General features: G+C 54.4%; 21 protein-coding genes, 1 pseudogene and 1 riboswitch. Of the genes and pseudogenes, 12 read left to right on the top strand and 10 right to left on the bottom strand.

The genetic code is table 11. The annotated features are described in order from the left end of the window. Window positions 1-43: 43 nt before the first annotated feature. The 3 genes from rsmF to yebS form a co-directional block, all read right to left on the bottom strand. Window positions 44-1,492 carry a 16S rRNA (cytosine(1407)-C(5))-methyltransferase RsmF gene (gene rsmF, locus ACMGGH_RS19390; protein WP_232948551.1) on the bottom strand — a complete coding sequence of 483 codons (1,449 nt, stop codon included), beginning with the start codon at window positions 1,490-1,492 and terminating at the stop codon, window positions 44-46. A 71-nt stretch (window positions 1,493-1,563) separates the two neighbouring features. Next, the gene (locus ACMGGH_RS19385; RefSeq protein ID WP_028013545.1) at window positions 1,564-4,197 is read right to left on the bottom strand and encodes a PqiB family protein; all 2,634 of its coding nucleotides are present in this window, start codon (window positions 4,195-4,197) and stop codon (window positions 1,564-1,566) included. After that, complete coding sequence (yebS, locus tag ACMGGH_RS19380) at window positions 4,166-5,449, bottom strand: membrane integrity lipid transport subunit YebS (RefSeq protein WP_041909475.1); 1,284 nt, start codon at window positions 5,447-5,449, stop codon at window positions 4,166-4,168. Before yebS ends, ACMGGH_RS19385 begins: the two co-directional genes overlap by 32 nt. 132 nt (window positions 5,450-5,581) lie before the next feature. On the opposite strand from yebS, the gene ACMGGH_RS19375 reads away from it, so the two are divergent. The 4 genes from ACMGGH_RS19375 to htpX all read left to right on the top strand — a co-directional run bounded on the left by ACMGGH_RS19375 (window position 5,582) and on the right by htpX (window position 10,005). Continuing rightward, window positions 5,582-6,079, top strand: coding sequence for a GAF domain-containing protein (locus tag ACMGGH_RS19375; protein ID WP_008500476.1), 498 nt, complete (start codon window positions 5,582-5,584; stop codon window positions 6,077-6,079). Between the two features lie 96 nt (window positions 6,080-6,175). Beyond that, entirely contained in the window at window positions 6,176-6,862 is a 687-nt protein-coding gene (gene proQ / locus ACMGGH_RS19370; protein WP_028013543.1) for an RNA chaperone ProQ, read from the top strand. Between the two features lie 19 nt (window positions 6,863-6,881). After that, window positions 6,882-8,930, top strand: a complete 2,049-nt coding sequence (gene prc, locus ACMGGH_RS19365) for a carboxy terminal-processing peptidase (RefSeq protein WP_028013542.1) — start codon at window positions 6,882-6,884, stop codon at window positions 8,928-8,930. Window positions 8,931-9,123: 193 nt separating this feature from the next. Next, window positions 9,124-10,005, top strand: a complete 882-nt coding sequence (gene htpX / locus ACMGGH_RS19360; protein ID WP_010432647.1) for a protease HtpX — start codon at window positions 9,124-9,126, stop codon at window positions 10,003-10,005. Window positions 10,006-10,055: 50 nt separating this feature from the next. Here htpX and ACMGGH_RS19355 read toward each other — a convergent pair whose 3' ends face one another. Continuing rightward, complete coding sequence (locus ACMGGH_RS19355; protein ID WP_193051415.1) at window positions 10,056-11,429, bottom strand: MFS transporter; 1,374 nt, start codon at window positions 11,427-11,429, stop codon at window positions 10,056-10,058. 178 nt (window positions 11,430-11,607) lie between these two features. On the opposite strand from ACMGGH_RS19355, the gene kdgR reads away from it, so the two are divergent. Continuing rightward, complete coding sequence (gene kdgR / locus ACMGGH_RS19350; RefSeq protein ID WP_014884288.1) at window positions 11,608-12,399, top strand: DNA-binding transcriptional regulator KdgR; 792 nt, start codon at window positions 11,608-11,610, stop codon at window positions 12,397-12,399. A 65-nt stretch (window positions 12,400-12,464) separates the two neighbouring features. Here kdgR and ACMGGH_RS19345 read toward each other — a convergent pair whose 3' ends face one another. Beyond that, entirely contained in the window at window positions 12,465-12,704 is a 240-nt protein-coding gene (locus ACMGGH_RS19345; protein ID WP_041909477.1) for a YobH family protein, read from the bottom strand. 159 nt (window positions 12,705-12,863) lie between these two features. Between ACMGGH_RS19345 and mgrB the strand changes: the two genes are divergently transcribed. The 7 genes and pseudogenes from mgrB (at window position 12,864) to rlmA (ending at window position 18,096) form a co-directional block, all read left to right on the top strand. Further along, window positions 12,864-13,007, top strand: coding sequence for a PhoP/PhoQ regulator MgrB (mgrB, locus tag ACMGGH_RS19340; RefSeq protein ID WP_006175995.1), 144 nt, complete (start codon window positions 12,864-12,866; stop codon window positions 13,005-13,007). Between the two features lie 74 nt (window positions 13,008-13,081). Beyond that, the gene (locus ACMGGH_RS19335) at window positions 13,082-13,372 is read left to right on the top strand and encodes a YebO family protein (protein ID WP_047364849.1); all 291 of its coding nucleotides are present in this window, start codon (window positions 13,082-13,084) and stop codon (window positions 13,370-13,372) included. A 23-nt stretch (window positions 13,373-13,395) separates the two neighbouring features. Beyond that, the gene (locus tag ACMGGH_RS19330; RefSeq protein ID WP_420299199.1) at window positions 13,396-14,385 is read left to right on the top strand and encodes an MBL fold metallo-hydrolase; all 990 of its coding nucleotides are present in this window, start codon (window positions 13,396-13,398) and stop codon (window positions 14,383-14,385) included. Between the two features lie 524 nt (window positions 14,386-14,909). Then, window positions 14,910-15,054 (top strand): annotated as a pseudogene (locus tag ACMGGH_RS19325) (DUF2627 domain-containing protein). 13 nt (window positions 15,055-15,067) lie between these two features. Beyond that, window positions 15,068-15,277 carry a transcription antiterminator/RNA stability regulator CspE gene (gene cspE / locus ACMGGH_RS19320; protein WP_001062678.1) on the top strand — a complete coding sequence of 70 codons (210 nt, stop codon included), beginning with the start codon at window positions 15,068-15,070 and terminating at the stop codon, window positions 15,275-15,277. A gap of 217 nt (window positions 15,278-15,494) precedes the next feature. Continuing rightward, window positions 15,495-17,213: a peptidoglycan glycosyltransferase FtsI gene (ftsI, locus tag ACMGGH_RS19315; protein WP_028013537.1), complete on the top strand. Its 1,719-nt coding sequence runs from the start codon at window positions 15,495-15,497 to the stop codon at window positions 17,211-17,213. Between the two features lie 67 nt (window positions 17,214-17,280). Beyond that, window positions 17,281-18,096, top strand: coding sequence for a 23S rRNA (guanine(745)-N(1))-methyltransferase (gene rlmA, locus ACMGGH_RS19310; protein ID WP_232948553.1), 816 nt, complete (start codon window positions 17,281-17,283; stop codon window positions 18,094-18,096). Here rlmA and mntP read toward each other — a convergent pair. The 5 genes from mntP to manX form a co-directional block, all read right to left on the bottom strand. Continuing rightward, on the bottom strand, window positions 18,093-18,656 hold the full coding sequence (mntP, locus tag ACMGGH_RS19305; RefSeq protein WP_232948554.1) for a manganese efflux pump MntP: 564 nt from the start codon (window positions 18,654-18,656) through the stop codon (window positions 18,093-18,095). The genes rlmA and mntP overlap by 4 nt on opposite strands. A 10-nt stretch (window positions 18,657-18,666) precedes the next feature. Further along, window positions 18,667-18,857: riboswitch (yybP-ykoY riboswitch) on the bottom strand. A 198-nt stretch (window positions 18,858-19,055) separates the two neighbouring features. Continuing rightward, window positions 19,056-19,514, bottom strand: coding sequence for a DUF986 family protein (locus ACMGGH_RS19300; RefSeq protein WP_047367801.1), 459 nt, complete (start codon window positions 19,512-19,514; stop codon window positions 19,056-19,058). A 54-nt stretch (window positions 19,515-19,568) separates the two neighbouring features. Further along, window positions 19,569-20,420 (bottom strand): PTS mannose transporter subunit IID, encoded by an 852-nt coding sequence (locus ACMGGH_RS19295; RefSeq protein WP_006810994.1) that lies wholly within the window; start codon window positions 20,418-20,420, stop codon window positions 19,569-19,571. Window positions 20,421-20,432: 12 nt separating this feature from the next. After that, window positions 20,433-21,233, bottom strand: coding sequence for a PTS mannose transporter subunit IIC (gene manY / locus ACMGGH_RS19290; RefSeq protein WP_003859914.1), 801 nt, complete (start codon window positions 21,231-21,233; stop codon window positions 20,433-20,435). A 47-nt stretch (window positions 21,234-21,280) separates the two neighbouring features. Then, complete coding sequence (gene manX / locus ACMGGH_RS19285) at window positions 21,281-22,249, bottom strand: PTS mannose transporter subunit IIAB (protein WP_232948555.1); 969 nt, start codon at window positions 22,247-22,249, stop codon at window positions 21,281-21,283. Window positions 22,250-22,324: the final 75 nt, after the last annotated feature.

Raw genomic sequence — 22,324 nt, 5'->3', positions numbered from 1 at the left:
TAGACAAGGAGAGCAAAATCGCCAGTAAAAAAATGCGCTTTTTTCAGGCGGTGCGATCGTTACCGGTAAACAGTCGGCCATCCCGGACCAGTTCGCGTGGATAGCTGTTTTTAAGCCTTGAACCGACCTTTTTGGCCAGCCCCAGCGGGAATCCCTGATAGGTCACCACCACTTCATCTGCGGAAGGCGAGCTGTCAGGATAAACATCGCGGCCACGGTACCACTCTTCGGCTTCCTGATGCGTCAGGGCAAAGGTATTCTCGTGTCCGGCAAGCGCGATGATGGCCTCATGCTGCCAGCGATAGCCTTTATTATGCACTTCCGCCAGGCGGATCCCGATTCGGGAAAAACGGACCTTTCCGATGAGCGGTGCGATCTCTGCCGGGAACAACCATACCTCTTTATCACGCACCCAGAGTTGCAGGCTCTGATCCCAGACCAGGCCAACCTTTTCGGCGGCGGCGACAAGCTGTGCTGCATCGCGCCCTTTGAGGGGGGCAAACGGGAAATTGCCGACCTTGAATTTGGGTGCGGGCAGGGGAGTAATCGCCTGCGTTTTACGTAGGCGCGCCACAAAGAACCCTTCGCAGTCGTAAATTTGCGGGAACACGTGGAGGAAACCTTCCGGCGTGACCGCCTCCTGTGCCGAGGAAAACAGATCGTTAAGCGGCAGGAGCTCGACCGCATCCGGATATTGCGCTTTCAGCCACAGGCAAACGTCTTCGTTTTCATCGCGGTTTAAGGTGCATGTTGAATACACCAGCGTGCCGCCGGGGCGCAGGGCGTGGAACGCGCTGTCGATCAGCTCGCGCTGCGTGGCGGCGATCTCAAGATTGCTCTCCACGGACCAGTTCTTTAACGCATCGGGATCTTTACGCACTACCCCTTCACCGGAGCAGGGGGCGTCCAGCAGGATGGCATCAAACATTTCCGGCAGGGCGGCGCCAAAGACGCGACCGTCGAAGTGCGTAAGAGCGACATTGTGAATACCGCAGCGGCTGATATTGGCATGCAACACCTTCACGCGGCTGGCGGAAAATTCGTTGGCGAGGATCGCTCCGCGGTTGCCCATGCGCGCGGCAATCTGCGTGGTTTTCGAACCGGGCGCGGCGGCTACATCCATCACGCGTTCAGGCGCGTTGCCGTCGGCGAACAGGGCGGCAACCGGTAGCATCGAGCTCGCTTCCTGAATATAAAACAGACCGCTCAGATGTTCTGCGGTACTTCCCAGCGGCACCGCGTCTTCGTCATCGCGGTCGATCCAGAATCCCTCTTCACACCACGGAACCGGCGTAAGCTGCCAGCCGTACGGAGAAACCAGGGCCAGAAAATCCTCGACGCTGATTTTCAGCGTATTAACGCGGATGCTCCGGCGTAACGGACGCTGACAGGCGGCGATAAAATCGTCCAGCGACAGATGAGAGGGAAGCGCCTCGCGCATCTGCGCCAGGAATTGATCGGGAAGAAATACGGAGTTTTGAGCCACGAGCACACCACAGGGAAAAGTTCAGGTGCGCAGTGTAACATAAAGGCTCCGGTGCGTTGACACCGGAGCCTGTCAGATTAACGCGGCAGGGCCGTTCCCCATTCGCGCCACTCTTTCGGTTCGCTTTCCAGCAGCAGGAAGTGTTTACCCGGCTGCGCTTTCGGCGCCAGCGGCGTTCCCGGCGGGGTGGCAAAGGCAATACCGCCGCGGATGAACTGGTTGAAGGTACCGGTTTTCACCACGCCACCCGTCAGGCCGAAGTCCAGCGAATAGCCGGATGCCAGCCAGAACACCGAGTTATTACGCACCAGATGCTGGTAACGCTCGCTGATGCGTAGCGCCACCATCACGCGGTCGGAGAGTGTGCCGAGCGTGAGGCCCGTTACCGTACCCACCTCAATGCCGCGGAACAGCACCGGCGTACCGATGCCAAGCGAGCCCGCTTCCGGCACTTCCACTACAATGCTCAGGCCGCCAAGGTAGCGCGAGTCGGTAATGGTAGCTTCCTGCAGCTCGAAATCACGACGGGCTTTGCCCTGACCGGGCTCGACGTTGATGTAAGGCTGCAGAATGGTGTCGAGATGCTCAACGCCCGCGGCCGAAATCTGTGGGGTCACCACCGAGAAGCGGGAACCCGAGCGGGCGAAGGTCTGCACATATTCCGGATAAAGCACGGCGGTGGCCTGCACCTCGTTGCGCGAGGTGATGAGCGTCAGCTTCTGGATCTGCCCGATATCAATGCCCAGGTAGCGAATTGGCATGCCCTCTGCCAGCTTGCCGGCATCGAACGCATGCAGGGTAATCTGCCCACCCACGGCACGCGCGGCGGTTTCGGATGGGAAGAGAATTCGCTTATCGCCTTTACGCAGGTTCGCGCCCGCGCCGCTGAGGTTATCAAAGCTGATCGCCCCGCGCAGCGCGCGCGAGAGCGGGGAGGCCTGCACGGTCAGGCCGTTGCCGTTAAGCTGCACCTTCGCGCCGCCCTCGGCCCAGAAGACGCTGTTTGGGGTCAGCAGCTTGCGGTACTCGGGCTTGATATGCAGTTCGATATCAAACGCGTCGGCACGCGGGCGAACGGCGATCACCTCCCCAACCTCAAATTTGCGGTAGAGCACTACGGAGCCCGCCTGAACGTCAGGCAGCGTCTCGGCGCTTAAGGTCAGGGTCGTGGTTGGCATATCGCTCAGGCTGTTTTCAATCGCTTTGTCCAGGTTGGCGTACAGCGGGTAGCTGTCGCGAACGGGGCCTTTATTGCCCGGCAAAATGCGAATGCCGCCGTTAACCCATTCGCTGGCGCTGGCGCCGAGGAACTCCACGCCGTCCAGACCCACCTTCACGTCGACGCGGCTGTTCACCACGAACTTACTGTCGCCATGGACGAGGTTGCTGTATTGCGGATCGATAGCTACCGAGAAGCTCACGCCATTTTCGGAGAGCGTTCGCTCCAGCACCTGACCCACCTGTACGCCGTGCAGAATCAGCGGCTGACCGGCCTCAATGCCGTAACTTTCAGGCGCATTGAGCGTAACCGTCACGACGCCCGGCTTTTGCAGCAGCGCTTTATCCGCCGGGGCAATGACGAAGCTATTGCTGGGCTGACCTTCACCGGGGATCAGTTCAAAGGTATTTCCGGTCAGCAGCGTGCTCAGGCTGGCATCGTTCAGAGAGAGTTTAGGGCTGCGCATCTCGATGCGCGTTTTCTCGCGCAGGAGATCGACCACGCTCGGATCGACCGTCATTTCGCCCGTGACCGAGCCGCCCGGATTGAGCGTCATTTTGGTGAGCTGGCCGACCTGCAGTCCCTGGTACATCAGCGGCGTTGACCCCGCTTTCAGCCCTTTGGCATCAGGCAGAACGAGTTTAACGATCACGCCACGCTGGCTGTGCGCCAGGTCGGCGTACAATCCGAAGGTGTCATCCGCGGTGGCTGGGCTTGAGTTTTCCGGGGAGTCAAAGGCAATGGCGCCGTTCACCAGGGCGGCCAGACTCTCAAGCTTCACTTTTGCACCGCTCAGACTGAGGTCGGCATCGACGCCGGAGACATTCCAGAAGCGGCTGCCTTTTTTCACCAGATTGGTGAAGCGACGCTCGATCAGCACATCAATGGTGACGCCCTGTTTATTCGGGTTGATGCTGTAATCGTACACGCGGCCAACCGGAATCTTGCGGAAGTAGACCAGTGAGCCGCTGTTCAGCGAGCCCAAATCCGGTGCCTGAAGATGGATCATCAGATCGCCGTTATTGAGGCGGTATTTCGGCTGCGTATCCAGCGCGACAAAGTGATCCTGCGGTTCACCCTTGCCCGGCATCATGCCGATGTAGTTGCCGCCAACCAGCGCATCCAGCCCGGACACGCCGGCCAGGGAGGCTTTCGGCGTCACCAGCCAGAACTGCGTTTCGCTGCGAAGAGCATCCTGCATGTCAGATTTAATACTGACCCGCACCTGAATCTTGTTAAGCCCTTTTCCAAGGGAGATGTCCTGAACCGTACCGACTTCGACCCCCTGAAAACGAACGGGGGTTCGTCCGGCGACGATGCCGTCGGCGGTCTGAAAATCAATGGTGACGGTACTGCCGCGATCTTCATAGCTCGTCCAGATAAGCCAGCCTGCAATCATCAGGGCGATGACGGGCAGCAACCAGAATGGCGAAATGCGGCGTTTAGTTTTAATTCTCGCTTCAGTCGGCGAAGCGGGGGTTTCCTGACTCATGTGCATCCCAAAGTAAGCGGCTATCCAGCCATTCCACAGCAAGAATAGTCAATATCACCGCAGAGCCGAAATAAAAAGCCGCGGGTCCCATAGTAAAAGCAAGAAGCTGGTCGCGATTGATCAGCGACATCATCAGCGAAATCACAAACAGATCCAGCATTGACCAGCGGCCAATCCAGGTGACGAATCGCAGAAGCAGAATACGGGTACGTAAACCTTGTTCACACTTAAAGTGAATGCTGACGAGCAGGGTAAACATCACCACCACTTTGGTAAAGGGAACCAGGATACTGGCAATAAAGACGATGGCCGCCACCCCAACGTTGCTGTGTGCAAGAGAGATAATACCGGAGAGGATAGTATCTTCCTGACGGCCACCGTTCACGTAAATAATGGATATCGGCAGCATATTGGCCGGGAACAGAAACACCAGGGAGGCAATCAGCGCCGCCCAGCATTTTTGCAGGCTGTTGTTGCGTCGTAACCTCAACGGTATGTGGCAGCGCGGGCAGCGTCCACGCTTGTCGGGCAACCCGGTGTAATGGCATCCCAGACAGACGCGGAGGTTTTCATCCGGGCGGGTGGCAGGGCGCTGCGGGTAAAAACGCTCCCAAAGCTGCTCAACGTTCAGGTGGATCAGTGTCAGGATGCTGAGCAATACCAGGCAGATAAAGGCAAAAAGCCCGACGCCCGGCTGCAGAAAGGCATAGTCCTGCACCTTGATTGATGCCACGCCCACGCCCACCAGATAGATATCCAGCATGACCCACTCTTTAAGCTTTTCCAGCATCAGCAATACCGGACGCAGGTTCATTCCCAGGATGTTACCAAACCACAGGTAGGCAATGGCTGCAACCAGCACCAGCGGCGCGCCGACAACGCAGAACAGTACCATGGCGGCGGTGAGAGGATCGCCCTGGCTCGTCATCTGCCAGATACCCTGCAGCACGTTAGCGTCAATGCGCACACCAAGCAGGTAAAGCTTCAGAAGCGGTTCGGTCCAGGCGAAAGGCATCAGCAGCAGCATGGTAACGGCCATAGCGGCAAGGCGGGTTAACGACCAGTCGCGGCCGTCACGAATTTTAGCGTCGCAGCGGGGACAAAAGGCGCTTTGGTGCGATTTCATCTTCGGCAACATAAAAAGCGTATCGCACTGGGGGCAACGCTGATAATGTGCACGAGGCAAAGCGTCGCTTACCGTATGGACAGTTATCTTTTTTGTCGGCGTAATTTTGGTTGTTTTTAAGGCCATCAGCTGCGCGCAAATAAGTATTGTTGAACGTTATATTAACTCATGAACGGATTCATCTTGAGCATGAGCGCATTTATTGCTTATTTTAATAGGCTATGCGGTAATTTTGTAAGACAACTAAGTGATTGAATAATGAACAAAACAGAATTCTACGCGGATCTGAACCGCGATTTTAAGGCATTGATGGCAGGTGAAACCAGCTTCTTAGCCACTCTGGCAAATACTAGCGCATTGCTGTTCGAACGGCTATCCGATGTGAACTGGGCTGGCTTTTATCTCCTGGAAGGTGAAACGCTGGTGCTGGGTCCGTTTCAGGGCAAACTGGCCTGCGTGCGTATTCCGGTAGGGCGCGGCGTATGCGGTACCGCGGTGGCCGAGAATCAGGTTCAGCGCGTGGAAGATGTTCATGCGTTTGACGGGCATATCGCCTGTGATGCTGCCAGCAATTCAGAGATCGTTCTGCCGCTGGTGGTAAAAAATCAGATTATTGGCGTTCTGGATATCGACAGTACGGTCTTCAGTCGCTTTACAACCGAGGATGAACAGGGGCTGCGCGAGCTGGTGGCGAATCTGGAAAACGTCCTCGCTGCAACCGATTATCAAAAATTCTTTGCGAGCGTCGCAGGATAATCAACGGATAACGTAGCATTTACTGATAGCGTCATTATAATGACGCCTGTTCATGCCTGCGCTTGTTGGCAACGTCCGTTGTAATCAGGAAATTTCATGGAAAATCAACCTAAGTTGAATAGCAGTAAAGAAGTTATCGCATTTCTGGCCGAGCGTTTCCCGCAGTGCTTCAGCGCGGAAGGTGAAGCACGTCCCCTGAAAGTCGGTATTTTTCAGGATCTGGTAGCGCGTGTTGAAGGGGAAATGAACCTCAGCAAAACTCAGCTGCGTTCTGCCTTACGTCTTTATACTTCGAGCTGGCGTTACCTGTACGGTATCAAACCGGGCGCGACCCGCGTGGATCTCGACGGCAACCCTTGTGGCGAGCTGGACGAGCAGCACGTAGAACACGCGCGCAAGCAGCTGGAAGAAGCCAAAGCACGCGTTCAGGCACAACGTGCAGAACAGCAGGCGAAAAAACGCGAAGCCGCAGCGGCAAACGGCCAGGAAGAAGCGCCTCGTCGTGAGCGTAAACCACGTCCTGCGCCGCGTCGTCACGACAATAACGATCGCAAACCGCGTGCAGACAAACCAGCAGCGAAAGCCCCTCGTGCGCCTCGTGAAGAGCAGCGCCATACTCCGGTTTCTGACATTAACGCCCTGAGCGTGGGTCAGGCTCTGAAAGTAAAAGCGGGCAACAACGCAATGGACGCCACCGTACTGGAAATCACCAAAGATGGCGTTCGTGTACAGCTGACTTCTGGTATGTCAATGATTGTACGCGCAGAACACTTGTTGTTCTGAAACGGAGGCCAAGCCTGGCATGAACACTTTTTTTAAGCTCACCGCGCTGGCGGGCCTGTTTGCCATAACAGGTCACGCTTTCGCAGTGGACGATATCACGCGTGTTGATCAAATTCCGGTACTCAAGGAAGAGACGCAGCACGCGACGGTAAGCGAACGTGTAACCTCTCGCTTTACCCGCTCGCACTATCGTCAGTTCGATCTCGATCAGGCCTTTTCGGCCAAAATCTTTGACCGCTATCTGAACTTGCTGGATTACAGCCATAACGTTTTGCTCGCCAGCGATGTCGAGCAGTTCGCTAAGCGCAAATCCGAGGTGGGTGATGAGCTGCGGTCAGGCAAGCTGGATCTGTTCTACGATCTCTACAACCTGTCGCAAAAGCGCCGCTTTGAACGCTATCAGTACGCTCTGAAAGTGCTTGAACGTCCAATGGACTTCACCGGCAACGACACCTTCAATCTCGATCGCAGCAAAGCGCCCTGGCCGAAAGACGAAGCCGAGCTGAACGCGCTGTGGGATGGAAAGGTCAAATACGACGAGCTGAGCCTCAAGCTGACCGGCAAAGATGAAAAAGAGATCCGCGACACGCTGACGCGTCGTTACAAATTTGCCATTCGCCGTCTGGCGCAGACCAACAGTGAAGATGTTTTCTCACTGGCGATGACCGCCTTTGCGCACGAAATCGATCCGCACACCAACTATCTCTCTCCACGCAATACCGAACAGTTCAATACTGAGATGAGCCTGTCTCTGGAAGGTATTGGCGCGGTACTGCAAATGGATGATGACTACACGGTGATCAACTCCATGGTCGCGGGCGGCCCGGCATCCAAAAGCAAAGCGATAAGCGTAGGCGATCGCATTGTGGGGGTAGGACAAACCGGTCAGAGCATGGTTGATGTCATTGGCTGGCGTCTGGACGATGTGGTTGCGCTGATCAAAGGTCCGAAAGGCAGCAAAGTTCGTCTGGAAATTCTGCCTGCCGGTAAAGGCACCAAAACCCGTATCGTGACCCTGACCCGCGAGCGTATCCGTCTGGAAGACCGCGCGGTGAAAATGTCGGTGAAAACCGTGGGTAAAGAGAAGGTGGGTGTCCTGGATATCCCTGGCTTCTACGTGGGGCTGACGGACGATGTAAAAGTTCAGCTGCAGAAACTTGAGAAGCAGAACGTGAGCAGCGTCATTATCGACCTGCGCACGAACGGTGGCGGTGCGCTGACCGAAGCGGTGTCGCTCTCAGGCTTGTTTATCCCGTCTGGCCCTGTTGTACAGGTGCGTGATAACAACGGTAAAGTTCGTGAAGATGCTGATAACGACGGTGTGGTCTATTACAAAGGCCCGCTGGTGGTCCTGGTTGACCGCTTCAGCGCGTCCGCATCTGAAATCTTTGCCGCTGCAATGCAGGACTATGGCCGCGCGCTAATCGTGGGTGAGCCCACCTTCGGCAAAGGTACTGTTCAGCAGTATCGCTCGCTGAACCGTATTTACGATCAGATGCTGCGTCCGGAATGGCCTGCGCTGGGCTCCGTTCAGTACACCATTCAGAAGTTCTACCGCGTTAACGGCGGCAGTACGCAGCGTAAAGGCGTAACGCCGGATATCATGATGCCGACCGGCACGGAAGAGACCGAAACCGGCGAGAAGTTTGAAGATAACGCGTTGCCGTGGGACAGCATCAATGCTGCGACATTCGTGAAGGCGGGTGATATGACGCAGTTTGGCCCTGAGCTGCTGAAAGCGCATAATGAACGCATCGCGAAAGATCCGGAATTCCAGTACATCATGAAGGACATTGCGCGTTTCAATGCCCTGAAAGATAAGCGGAATATTGTTTCTCTGAACTACGCTCAGCGTGAAAAAGAGAACAACGAGGACGACGCAACGCGTCTGGCGCGTATCAACGATCGCTTCAAGCGAGAAGGTAAGCCTCTGCTCAAGAAACTGGACGATCTGCCAAAAGATTACCAGGAGCCGGATCCGTACCTGGACGAGACGGTGCATATCGCGCTCGACCTGGCGAATCTGGAAAAAGAGAAGCCTGCCGTACAGCCCGCTCCGGCAAAATAATCTCCCAACAGGCACAAGAAATTGTGCCTGTTTCTTTTTGTTCTGCATCCTTCCGTCAGGCTGATTTCCAATTGTGTAAAGTTGTGTCTTTCTGGTGACTTACGCCCACCGGATGCTTGAAAATAGCCGCAATACCCATACGATGTGGGTAATCGCATAGTGCGTTTTGTTAAACTGAGGTAAAAAGAAAATTATGATGCGAATCGCGCTCTTCCTGCTCACCAACCTCGCGGTGATGGTGGTTTTCGGGCTCGTGCTAAGCCTGACGGGAATTCAGTCGAGCAGCGTTCAGGGTCTGTTGATTATGGCGCTGCTGTTTGGTTTTGGTGGCTCTTTCATTTCCCTGCTGATGTCAAAGTGGATGGCGCTGAAATCCGTCGGCGGTGAGGTGATTGAACAGCCGCGTAACGACATGGAACAGTGGCTGATGAATACGGTGGCACAGCAGTCTAAGCAGGCAGGCATCGCCATGCCGCAGGTTGCTATTTACCATGCCCCGGATATTAACGCCTTTGCTACGGGGGCCCGTCGTGATGCCTCGCTGGTTGCCGTGAGCACCGGCCTGTTGCAGAACATGAGCCGTGACGAAGCAGAAGCGGTCATCGCGCACGAAATAAGCCATATTGCTAACGGTGACATGGTGACCATGACCCTGATTCAGGGCGTGGTGAACACCTTCGTTATCTTTATCTCCCGTATCCTGGCGCAGATAGCGGCGGGCTTTATGGGCGGCAACCGTGATGAAGGTGAAGAGAGTAACGGTAATCCGCTGATCTACTTCGCCGTCTCCATGGTGCTGGAACTGGTGTTCGGTATTCTGGCCAGCATTATCACCATGTGGTTCTCCCGTCACCGTGAGTTCCATGCGGATGCCGGTTCAGCGAAGCTGGTAGGGCGTGAAAAGATGATAGCTGCTCTGCAGCGTCTGAAAACCAGCTACGAGCCGCAGGAAGCGAACAGCATGATGGCCTTCTGCATCAACGGCAAATCAAAGTCGCTGAGCGAGCTGTTTATGTCTCACCCGCCGCTGGATAAACGTATTGAAGCGCTGCGCAGTGGAGAATACCTGAAGTAACGCTAAGCGCTTAAATAAGCCGGGCAGGAGAAGACTCCGCCCGGCTTTTTTTATGCCTGAACGCCGGGTTGGGTCACGCGCAACCCGCTGACGATGGCTGCAAGGGTGGCAAGCGCACCTGCGGTGAGAAGCGCAACGTGGTTGCCGTTTTGCCCGGCAAGGTTAAACATCAGGGCAACCAGCGCCGCACCGGTGCTTTGCCCCAGCAGACGCGCGGTCCCCAGCATGCCGCTGGCCCCTCCGCTGCGGTGGCGCGGCGCAGAGGTAATAATGGTGTGGTTGTTGGGGGACTGAAACAGGCCAAACCCGGCTCCGCACAGGATCATGCGCCAGATGATGTCCAGATCCCCTGGCGATGATGGCAGCAGCGCCAGCGCGAAAAGACCTGTTGCCATCACGGCCAGCCCCACCGCGCCCAACAAACCGGCATGTACACGTTCTATTAAATAACCTGCCAGCGGTGCCATCACCATCGTCGCCAGCGGCCAGGGGGTTAACAGCAGCCCGGTCTCCACTTCGGAACGTCCTATCACGCTTTGCAGGAAGAAGGGCAAAGAAACCAGGGCCAGCATCTGGGCGCAGAATGAGCAGATTGAGGTGCAGATGGAAAGCGAAAAGAGGGGAATACGCAGCAGATCGACCGGCAGTAAGGGCACCGGCAGGGAAAGCTGGCGGCGAACAAAGAAGAAGCCCGTCACCAGCAGGGCAACAAGCTCCACGGCGGTTAGCATCAGGGATTGACCCTGCGCAAAACCGCTCAGGGCGGTAATCAGCAGACCAAAGGTGAGCGCATTCATCACCGCGCTTGCCACGTCAAAGCGCGGCATGGTGCTTTTCGGGCCGTTAGCGGGGAGAAATCGCAGGGCAAAGAAGATGGCCACGATACCCAGCGGCACGTTTATGGCGAACAGCCACTGCCACGAGGCGACAGAAAGAATGGCCGCTGCAATCGTTGGCCCGGCGGCAGAAGAGACCGCGACAATAAACGAATTTATCCCCATGCCGCTGCCCAGATGGCGGTACGGATAGATTAGGCGGATTAGCGCCGTATTGACGCTCATCAGCGCCGCGCCGCCAAAACCTTGCGCGATGCGTGCCAGCGTCAACGTATGCAGAGAGTCCGAAAGGGCGCACAGCAGTGATGTAAAGGTAAATACCACCAGCCCGCACTGATATACCCGACGGTGGCCGAACATATCGCCCAGAAAAGAGAAAGAGAGCAGGGAAACCACAATCGCAATCTGATAGGCGTTAACAATCCATATCGAACTGGCCGGGGAAGCATGCAGATCGGTGGCAATGGTGGGAAGGGCAACGTTCGCAATCGCGCCGTCAAGAACGGCCATTGAGATACCAATAATAATCGTAGCGATAGCGCCATACCGCTGGGGCAAAGGCAGGCCATCGGAAAGGTTCTTTTCCATCGGGGATAAAAAGCTCAGAGTGAAATTATTCTCAGGGTAACTATTTTAGCATCGTTAACACCGTTTTATGTCGCAGATTTGTAACGAAGTAAACGCGGATTGATTGCAGGTAACATGACGGGAATTTATAATAAAAACCGGTTCTGATTTTTATAAAACACTCTCTATGAGGTGGTAAATGGCAATTGCGGATTTGGATAAACAGCCAGATTCAGTTTCTTCCGTGCTGAAGGTGTTTGGCATCTTACAGGCGCTCGGGGAAGAGCGTGAAATTGGTATCACAGAGTTGTCACAGCGCGTGATGATGTCGAAAAGCACCGTTTACCGCTTTTTGCAAACCATGAAATCACTGGGTTACGTTGCACAGGAAGGCGAATCTGAAAAATATTCTCTGACGCTGAAACTGTTTGAACTGGGTGCCCGGGCATTGCAAAACGTGGATCTGATCCGTAGCGCGGATATTCAGATGCGCGAGATCTCCCGCCTGACCAAAGAGACTATCCACCTGGGCGCGCTGGATGAAGACAGTATTGTTTACATCCATAAAATTGACTCCATGTATAACCTGCGTATGTATTCGCGCATTGGTCGTCGCAACCCGCTTTACAGCACGGCAATTGGTAAGGTTCTGCTGGCGTGGCGCGATCGTGAAGAAGTTAAACAGATTCTCGATGGCGTGGAGTACAAACGCAGCACTGAACGCACCATTACTAACACCGATGAATTATTAACGGTGCTCGACAAGGTGCGTGAGCAAGGGTACGGCGAAGATAACGAAGAGCAGGAAGAAGGGCTGCGCTGTATTGGCGTTCCGGTGTTTGACCGTTTTGGCGTCGTGATCGCGGGGTTGAGCATCTCTTTCCCAACGCTTCGCTTCTCGGAAGAGCGCCTGCACGAGTACGTGGCTATTCTGCATACCGCCGCGCGTAAGATTTCTGAACAGATGGGTTACCACGACTATCCGTTCTAACCCCGGTTAGCATAAAAAAACGCCGCATCTTTGCGGCGTTTTTTATTTGTCGTAAACGCTGTGGCTCAGCCATTATCAATCACGACGGAGGTCTTACGCAGTACCGGGCAGTTGGTTAACCCAATGATCCCGCTATCAGAATGGAGATACTGCGCCGTGCTGACTCCCTGTGCTGTTAAATACTTGCATTGAATGCCTAACCCTGCGGCGTTTTCGGTGCTTCCCACCAGCACGCCATAACCCGTTAAAAGAAGGCCAATCCAGAGTATCGCCAGTGCAACAATTGTACGAATAATTAAGCGCATTATTACCTCTTTATCATTGTTATCATGATGCTAGCCTAACCGGTTTACGTAATGAAACAAGTGCAGGATTCTGAAAAGAGCCTGATGGCGCTACAGTTAGTCCTTGTTTAAGATAACCGTGATAACCTGGTCATATCAGGTCTGTAAACGGAGTGTGGAGTGAAAAAAATACGCTGGGTGATTCTGATTATCGTGCTGATAGCGTGCGTGGTGTTGTGGACGCAGACTATCAACGTGATGTGCGATCAGGATGTACAGTTTTTTAGCGGCGTTTGCGCAATCAATAAGTTTATTCCGTGGTAGCACGCATTTTTTCTTCAGGTGATTTCCTTCCTTCGCGCCAGTGGTAAAATAGACGTTTTTATTGAGGTGGTGAAATGGGTGAGTTACTGAATTCAGGGCTGCTAAATATGGCATCCCTGACGATCTCTTTGGTTGTTCTGCTGGTGGGGCTGGTCATTTGGTTTTTCGTAAACCGTGCCAGTTCACGTACCAATGAGCAGATCGAACTGCTGGAAGCGCTGCTTGAGCAGCAAAAACGGCAGAATGCACTGTTGCGTCGTCTGTGCGAGGCTAACGAGCCGGAAGAGAAAGAAGCGCAAAAAGAAGCGGTCGCTGACGAGAACAACGATCAAGACGATTTTATCCGCCTGGTGGCTGAGCGTTAATCGTATTATTCCGGGAGGTGGCAGTGGTCTGGAAAAATCCCTGGTATGACCCCTCCCTGAAACATCACACCCCAAACGGTTTTCGTAATACCACTTCTGCAGGACACCAGCCTGGCGACATTGAACGCTGGCGCAAAGAACGCAAAGCAGCTGGCTTACCGAAGCCGCCCGCGCTCGGCTACGATGACTTTATCCGGCGGTGGTGGCAACCGGCCGATCTTCAGCAGCCGCAGCAGGATGGGGCGTGGTGGCTCGGACATGCGAGCATACTGCTGCAGCTGGACGGCAATATCCTTCTTACCGATCCCGTTTTATCAAGGCGCGCTTCTCCACTTCCTTTCTTAGGGCCGCAGCGTAGAACGCCTCCGGCACTCTCTGTCGATCAACTGCACCAGCTTGACGCGGTCGTTATTTCGCATAACCATTACGATCATCTTGATGAACTCACTGTTCGCCACATTCTCAAACGCTTTCCGGACGTTAGCGTGTTTGTTCCTTTAGGCCTGGGCGGCTGGTTTCGCCGCCGGGGCGCAAAACACGTGGTTGAGCTCGACTGGTGGCAGAGTTTTACCTGGCAGGGGATAACATTATCCGCCGTACCGGCGCAGCACTGGAGTATGCGCACGCTCTGGAACCGCAATCGCTCATTGTGGTGCGGCTGGGTCTTTGAAGGGCGGCATCACCGGTTCTGGTTTAGTGGCGATACCGGCTATTCGCCTGAGCTGCTGATGATACCGGAACGTTTGGGGAAAATTGATGCTGCAGCATTGCCCGTTGGCGCCTATGCTCCACGATGGTTTATGGCCGTACACCATATGGATCCCCTGTCTGCCGTTGCGCTGTGGCAACAGTTAGGTTGCCCGCTGGCGTTCCCTGTTCACTGGGGCGTGTTTGAGCTGGCGGATGAAGCGCTGGATGACCCCATAAAAGAATTAGCTGATGCGCTGGATAATGTAGCACCAGTTAATAATACTTTCAGGATACTGAAAGTTGGCGAGTATTTACCCTTATAAACGAAGCGATAAATTGTTGCGTATATTGTGTATGTATTCGTCGTCAGGAAAATTTTAATTTTATCGAAACGTTTTGCTTGCCTTGTTTTGATGCAGAGTCATAAAAATTTCATTATTTTGGTGCATAACACTGCTAATTACCTGATGGATTTTAATACAGAAGGGTGCGGATTATTAACATCGTTTTTGGCTGAAACAATACGGTCACGTTACAATGATTTAAGCATAAGTTTTCACAATTTGTTCTAACTCAATCAACGCCAAAGATTTCTTTTCCCGACTGCTGGACGCATTGTAATGATTGAGCTATGTTAAAAAAGTCTTAGATTACAGCGGTTGTGCAAGCAGCGTTGAGTCTGTGTAAGGGAGTATAGCCGTCTGTTTGAGAAGCGCATAATTGTGCAATTCCTTACAGACAGTGTTCGAATTTGTGCGGCGGATCGAGACATGTTTAAAAATGGCTTGCCATATTAAACATAGTGTGTGATAACACGTTTTGGGTCAAACGAGGTACAGTTCTGTTTATGTGTGGCATTTTCAGTAAAGAAGTCCTGAGTAAACACGTTGTCGTTGAATACCGCTTCTCTGCCGAACCTTATATTAGTGCCTCATGCAGTAATGTCTCAGTTTTATCTCAGTTAATGCCTGCGGGCTAAGAAAACACTCTAAGGAATTTTGCAAAATGGCAAAGATTAAAGGTCAAGTTAAGTGGTTCAACGAGTCTAAAGGTTTTGGTTTCATTACTCCTGCTGATGGCAGCAAAGACGTGTTCGTACACTTCTCTGCAATCCAGGGTAACGGCTTCAAAACTCTGGCCGAAGGCCAGAACGTTGAGTTCGAAATTCAGGACGGCCAGAAAGGCCCAGCTGCAGTTAACGTAACTGCTATCTGATCGAACCGCTGCTGACTGGGGCGCATAGCGCTTCACTCTCAGACATAAAGCCTCGCATCATGCGGGGCTTTTTTATTCCCTATCTTTCAAAATATTACTATCTACGGTCTTGTTAGCAACTTGTTGCAAAGCTGCGAGGTTAGTATCACAGTTTCGCCTCCCTAAGCACATCTTTTCTCGTTAAATCAGAGCGTTGTTTAACAGCCCTGGGGTTCAGGTGAAGAAAAAATTGATATTAACCGCTGGCAATTTCACGCCGGCGCGTTTCGCGCTGCTCTGTTTCGCTATTTTCTGCAGTCTGGCCTTTTTACTTGGCCGCGTTGCCTGGCTACAAATCATCAAACCTGACAATCTGGTGAAGCAGGAAGATATGCGATCCCTCCGTCAGCTGGCGATTGATGCGCCGCGTGGGATGATTATGGATCGTGAAGGGCGACCGCTGGCGGTCAGCGTGCCCGTCCGGGCCGTATGGGCCGATCCTAAAACGGTGCTGGCAAAAGGGGGCGTTGGGTTTGATGAACGCTGGCAGGCGCTGGCGAGCGCGCTGCACCTCTCGTTGAGCACCCTTTCATCACGAATTAACGCCAACCCCCAGGGACGTTTCATCTACCTGGCGCGTCAGGTCGATCCTGCTCAGGCGAAGTGGATTGATAAGCTCAATTTACCCGGCATTAATTTGCGCGATGAATCCCGCCGCTTTTACCCGGCAGGCCACGTGGCGGCAAACCTGATTGGCTTCACCAATATTGACGGGCAGGGCATTGAAGGGGTGGAGAAAAGCTTCAATACTCAGCTGACCGGTAAAGCGGGTGTCCGACAGGTCCGGGAGGATCGCTACGGGCGCGTGGTTGAAAACCTGACGGAAGTGGCGCCCACGCCGGCACATAACATCCAGTTGAGTATTGACGAGCGGCTGCAAACCATTACCGAAGACGCGCTGGACAATGCCGTCGCCTGGAATAAGGCCGAGTCAGGGGCATCGGTGCTCATTAATATCCCCACCGGGGAAATACTCGCCATGGCGAGCTATCCGGATTTCAATCCCAATAACCGGGAAGGCGCGACGATAAACGATTTTCGCAACCGGGCAATCAGCGATACGTTCGAGCCCGGTTCGACCGTCAAGCCGCTGGTGTTGATGACGGCTCTGCAGCAGGGGCTGGTCCAGCCGGACAGCGTCATTGATACCCACCCGTATACCCTTGACGGGCATCGTATCCGCGACGTGGGTTATTATCCTGAGCTGACCATGACCGGGATCCTGCAAAAATCGAGCGACACCGGCGTATCCCGGCTCTCGCTGGCGATGCCTGTCCAGCATCTTATTGATACCTATCGAAACTTTGGGTTTGGCACCAACACGGGGCTGGGCTTAACGGGCGAAAGCGCCGGGCTGTTGCCACAGCGTAAATACTGGAGTCAGCTAGACCGTGCGACTTTTGCCTTTGGCTACGGCCTGATGGTCACACCGCTCCAGCTTGCCCACGTCTACGCGACGATTGGCGGCTTCGGGCTTGAGCGTCCACTCTCCATCACCCGCATCGATCCCCCGGTTATCGGCCACCGCGTCATGCCGGAGGAGATCGCGCATGAAGTGGAGCACATGATGGAAAGCGTCGCGCTGCCCGGCGGCGGGGGCGTTAAGGCCGCCGTTCGCGATTATCGCGTGGCGGTTAAGACCGGGACGGCGAAGAAAATTGATGATAGCGGCAAATATGTCGATAAATACGTCGCCTATACCGCAGGCGTTGCGCCTGCCAGCGACCCGCGTTTCGCCCTGGTGGTGGTGATTAACGATCCACAAAACGGGGCCTACTATGGCGGGGCGGTTTCCGCGCCGGTCTTCAGTGAAATCATGGGCAACGTGCTGCGCCTGGAGAATATCAAACCCGATGGCCTGCCGGCCGGTTCAGACCACCTTATCGTCATGCGGTAATCCAGCCGTTTTATAGCAGGGCGAATAGCGGTACACTTCGCCCTTTGGTTTATCTCCCGGAGTTTCCATGTCCTTCAGCTGTCCCCTTTGCCACGCGTCACTGACGCGCTCAGATAAAAGTTATGCCTGTCCGCAGGGACATCAGTTTGATATGGCGAAAGAAGGTTATGTGAATCTTCTTCCGGTGCAGCACAAGCGCTCCCGCGATCCGGGCGATAGCGCAGAGATGATGCAGGCGCGCAGGGCGTTTCTCGATGCCGGGCACTATCTGCCGCTGCGGGAGACGGTGGCGCAGATGCTGGGTGACTTACTGCCTGATTCGGCGTCCGCCATGCTTGATATCGGCTGCGGGGAAGGGTACTACACCGCACGGTTTGCGGATGTGGTGCGGGAGAAGGGGGCCGTGACATTCGGTCTCGACGTGTCGAAAGTGGCGATCCGCGCGGCGGCTAAACGTTACGCTGGCGTGACGTTTTGCGTGGCATCCAGCCACCGGCTGCCGTTTGATAATGCCAGTATGGATGCCATTATCCGCATCTACGCGCCGTGTAAAGCAGATGAGCTGGCGCGCGTGGTGAAGCCCGGAGGCTGGGTGATAACCGTCACGCCGGGCCCGCGTCACCTGATGGAGCTGAAGGGACTCATTTACGACGAGGTGCGTCTGCATGCCCCCCACTCTGAACAGCTGACAGGCTTTACGCTGAAGCAGGAGCATTCAGTGGCGTATGAAATGAATTTGAACGGGGAAGAAGCGGTAGCCCTGCTGCAGATGACGCCATTCGCGTGGCGGGCAAAGCCGGAAGTATGGGATACGTTAGCGGCTCGGACGACGTTTGGCTGCCAGACAGATTTCAGTATCCACGTCTGGCAGCGCGACGCTTAAGGCGCGAAGTGTGCCCAGAGGATCTGGGCACCAATGCCGATCAGAACAATACCGCCTAAGATCTCGGCGCGTTTACCCAGCAGCGGGCCGATAAACCGCCCGACCATCATGCCCAGCGTGGACATAATCAGCGTTGCACAGCCAATGGCCAGCGCGGTGGCGATAATATTGACCTGCAGGAATGCCAGACCCACCCCGACGGCCATGGCGTCCAGGCTGGTGGCAATTGCCGTGGTGACCAGCAGCCAGAAACCGTGGCGGTGCAGCGGTGCTTCATCATCATCATTCCCGCGAAAACCTTCAATCATCATTCGGCCTCCGAGAAACACCAGCAGGACGAACGCAATCCAGTGGTTCCACTCCAGCACGAACTGGCTGGCGAGCATGCCCAAACCCCAGCCGATGAGCGGCGTCAGCGTTTCGATGGCACCAAAGATCAGACCGGTGCGCAGAGCTTCTGTGAATTTAGGTTTGTGGAGCGTGGCGCCTTTGCCGATGGAGGCGGCAAATGCATCCATGGACATGCCAAAAGCGAGAAGGATCGTAGCGGAGATGTTCATAAGAGCGTCCAGACCGGGGATATCCATATGACACATCACTGCCCCCAGTAAACAGCAGTTGATGTATCTATGGTCTCGCCTGATCTCTTTTGCACGGTAAGCGTGCTGAAAGCGATCCGTACGCGCCACGTTTTTCAACGAGTATGTTGACGCGTACATTTCCTGCGTGCAGGAAATCGGCTACTCCCCAACGACGGGCGCAACCTTAACATATTTTGAGAATATAAAACAACAACGAGCAAGGCTTAATTTATCTGCGTCTTTGATAACGATTTTCATTTAGGTTTGTGCGTGAAAATATCGTTAATAAATATAAGTCAAAGAGGAGAGAAGATATAGCAACGGCTATATTCTTTGCGAAAGAATATCACAATATATAGCCGAGGTTATAATGTTAACTTATTGAGTTTTAACGAGTAATGTGTAGATTTTCTCAAGGTCATCAATATTTTTGACCCGAATGAGCAGGCGGCGCTGTTCTAATTGCATCACTAACACGCCGTCTTCGGATAAATTCATCTCTTTAATGCGGTTATATTCTATCCATACGTTGGCGAAGAAGAATCCCTGTTTTTTAAAAATGAGTTTCGGCGAGCGGATCCAGAACAGGTAAATCGCCATTAATGCCAGCGCACATAATAACCATGTGGTTAATATTGCACCGTGGCTGGTCACGTTATTGTAAATCAGAATGACCACCAGGCCGGCGAAGATAAATGCATCAATGCGTCCACGGCGTAAGAGGGGAAGGGTCAGCAGCGTCTCGCCGTTACGGCGAGGCATAATGAACTCGTCATAGATCGCGTAAGCCAGAAGGGCAACAATAAACAACACCAGTACGATGTCCGTAACAGTCATTCATCCTCCAGATAAAAAGACCGGGGGCAAGCCCCCGGTCGATAACGCAATGTTTTACAGGCCCAGCAGGCCGACAGCGTAGCCCGCGATACCGATGACGAAGAAGCCAACGATGATCCACAGCGGGTTCACTTTCTTACGCAGCAGCCACATACAGGCGAAGGTCAACAGCAGCGGCACCAGGCCAGGCATCAGCTGGTCCAGAATCGTCTGCACGGTGGTGACGCGGGTTTGACCATCCTGACCGGTGATGGTCGAAACCACCAGCGGGATGTTCACGTGCGTCCACTTGTTAACCAGCGCCCCCATCACAAACAGGCCGAGAATTGACGCCCCCTCGGTCAGTTTCTGCAGGAAGCCGCCGCCCATATCCTTAACGATGTCCACGCCCTTACGGTAGCCGTAGGCCACGCCGTAGTAACGGGTCAGCAGACGTACCGCGTTGAACAGGATAAAGAACAGCAGAGGACCGAGCAGGCTGCCGCTCATCGCGATCCCGGCACCCAGCGCCGCGAAGACCGGACGAACAGTACCCCAGAAGATAGGGTCGCCCACGCCGGCCAGCGGACCCATCAGACCGACTTTGATACCGTTGATGGCACCATCGTCAATCTCCGCGCCGTTCGCACGCTGCTCTTCCATCGCCAGCGTCACGCCCAGAACCGGAGCCGCGACGTAAGGATGGGTGTTGAAGAATTCCAGGTGACGCTTAATCGCCTGACGGCGTGCTTCGTTGTTCTCAGGGTAGAGGCGTTTTATCGCCGGCACCATTGAGAAGCAGAAGCCCAGCGCCTGCATACGTTCGAAGTTCCATGAACCCTGAAACAGGTTAGAACGGATGAACACGCCACGAATATCACCCGGAGTGAGTTTTTTCTCGGTGGTAGTTTTTGTCATATCAACCATTTCGCTCACCTGTTAGTCCAGTTCGTTATCGAGATCGTTGTTACCAGCAGCCTGCGCTGGGGCACCCGCAACACGGTTGTATTTTGGGCTGAGCTGGATGTAGAGAATCGCCATCACGGCACCAATCACGCCCAGCGCAACCAGGTTGAAGTTGGTGAATGCTGCGGTGACGAAGCCGAGGTAGAAGAACGGCATCAGGTAGCCCGCGCGCATCATGTTGATGACCATCGCGTAACCTACCACGACGATCATACCGCCCGCGATGTTCAGACCGCTGGTGACCACTTCAGGAATCGCGTTCAGCATGCCCTGAACTTCACTGGTGCCGACAGAGATCGCAACGATAACCGCCGGGATTGCGATACGCATCGCCTGCAGGAACAGGGACGACACGTGGATCCAGGAGAGTGCCGTGAGGTTGCCGTTCTCCGCCGCCTTATCCGCCGCGTGCTGGAAGGCCACGGTGATGGTACGAACGATGATGGTCAGCACCTGGCCTGCTGCGGCCAGAGGAATGGCAAGGGCAATACCTGCACCAATACTCTGATGACCGGCAATAACCAGAACGGTTGAGATGATAGAGGCCAGTGCGGCATCAGGCGCAACGGCGGCACCGATGTTCATCCAGCCCAGGGCGATCATTTCCAGCGTACCACCGATGATGATACCGGTTTTCATATCACCCAGAACGGCACCGATCAACGTACAGGCCACCAGAGGGCGGTGGAACTGAAATTCATCAAGTACGGATTCCATACCCGCAATACACGCGACGATGAACACCAGCACAATCTGAAGAGTGGTAATCTCCATTGTACTTCTCCTATAACATAAGCTTTATGTGAAAAACCGGCGCGGGCTTATTTCCCAACTTTACCGATCAAATCCATCATTTTCAGTTTCTGGTCAGTGGAAACCTTACGGGCTTCCAGCTCAATACCGCGGGCATTCAGCTTGTTGAACGCCTCGATATCTTTCGCATCAACTGAAATCGCGTTGTTGACCTGCGTTTTGCCCTGACGGAAAGCCATACCGCCGATGTTCACGGAGGTGATTTTCACGCCGCCTTCAACAATGCGCTCGACGTCTGTTGGGTTAGTAAACAGGAGCATCACGCGTTCACCCGCATATTTCGGGTTGTTGTAAACGCGGATCATCTTGGCGACATCCACCACGTGCGCGGTAACGCCCGGTGGTGCAACCTGAGTCAGAAGGGTTTTACGGACAGTGTCGGCGGCCACTTCGTCACTGACCACGATGATACGCTGTACGTTGGTCTCTTTGGTCCAGCGAGTCGCAACCTGTCCGTGAATCAGACGGTCATCAATACGCGCCAGGCCGATAACCATGTAATCGTTCGGTCCCATCGGTTTTGCCGGTGCCGCTGCTTTCGGTACCGCCGCAGCCGGGGCAGGGGCGGGTTTTTCAACCGGCTGAGCCTTCAGGGCTTTGACCCCTTCGCGGCCGGTTTCAACGGCCAGCGCGACCAGCTCATCGAAGCCTGGGTTGTCGTCGCGCGCCATAAAGGTTTCCACCAGCATGGGAATGTTTACCCCGGCGACGACTTCATAATGCTCTTTATCGACGACAATGCGGCTGGCAGCATTAAACGGACTGCCGCCCCATGTATCGACGAGAAACAGCACGCCTTTGCTGGTATCCAGCTTCGCGAGTTGAGCGTTGTACTTCTCAATCAGCGTCTCGGCATTTTCACCGGGAACGAAATCGATCCAGCCGACGTTTTCCTGCTCGCCCAACAGCATCTCTGCCGTTTTGAGTAGCTGCTCAGCAGCCCAACCATGTGTGCCTATGACAATAGCAATGGTCACTTGCTACCTCCTTTTATTATCATTAATACGCCTGCCGGGCAGACGTACTGAGAATCGTATTGGCGAACCGAATCG

Origin of the sequence: Enterobacter sp. BNK-16, from assembly GCF_048684955.1 — a bacterium.
GTDB classification, from domain to species: domain Bacteria; phylum Pseudomonadota; class Gammaproteobacteria; order Enterobacterales; family Enterobacteriaceae; genus Enterobacter; species Enterobacter bugandensis.
This window is presented reverse-complemented; position numbering and strand designations above follow the sequence as displayed.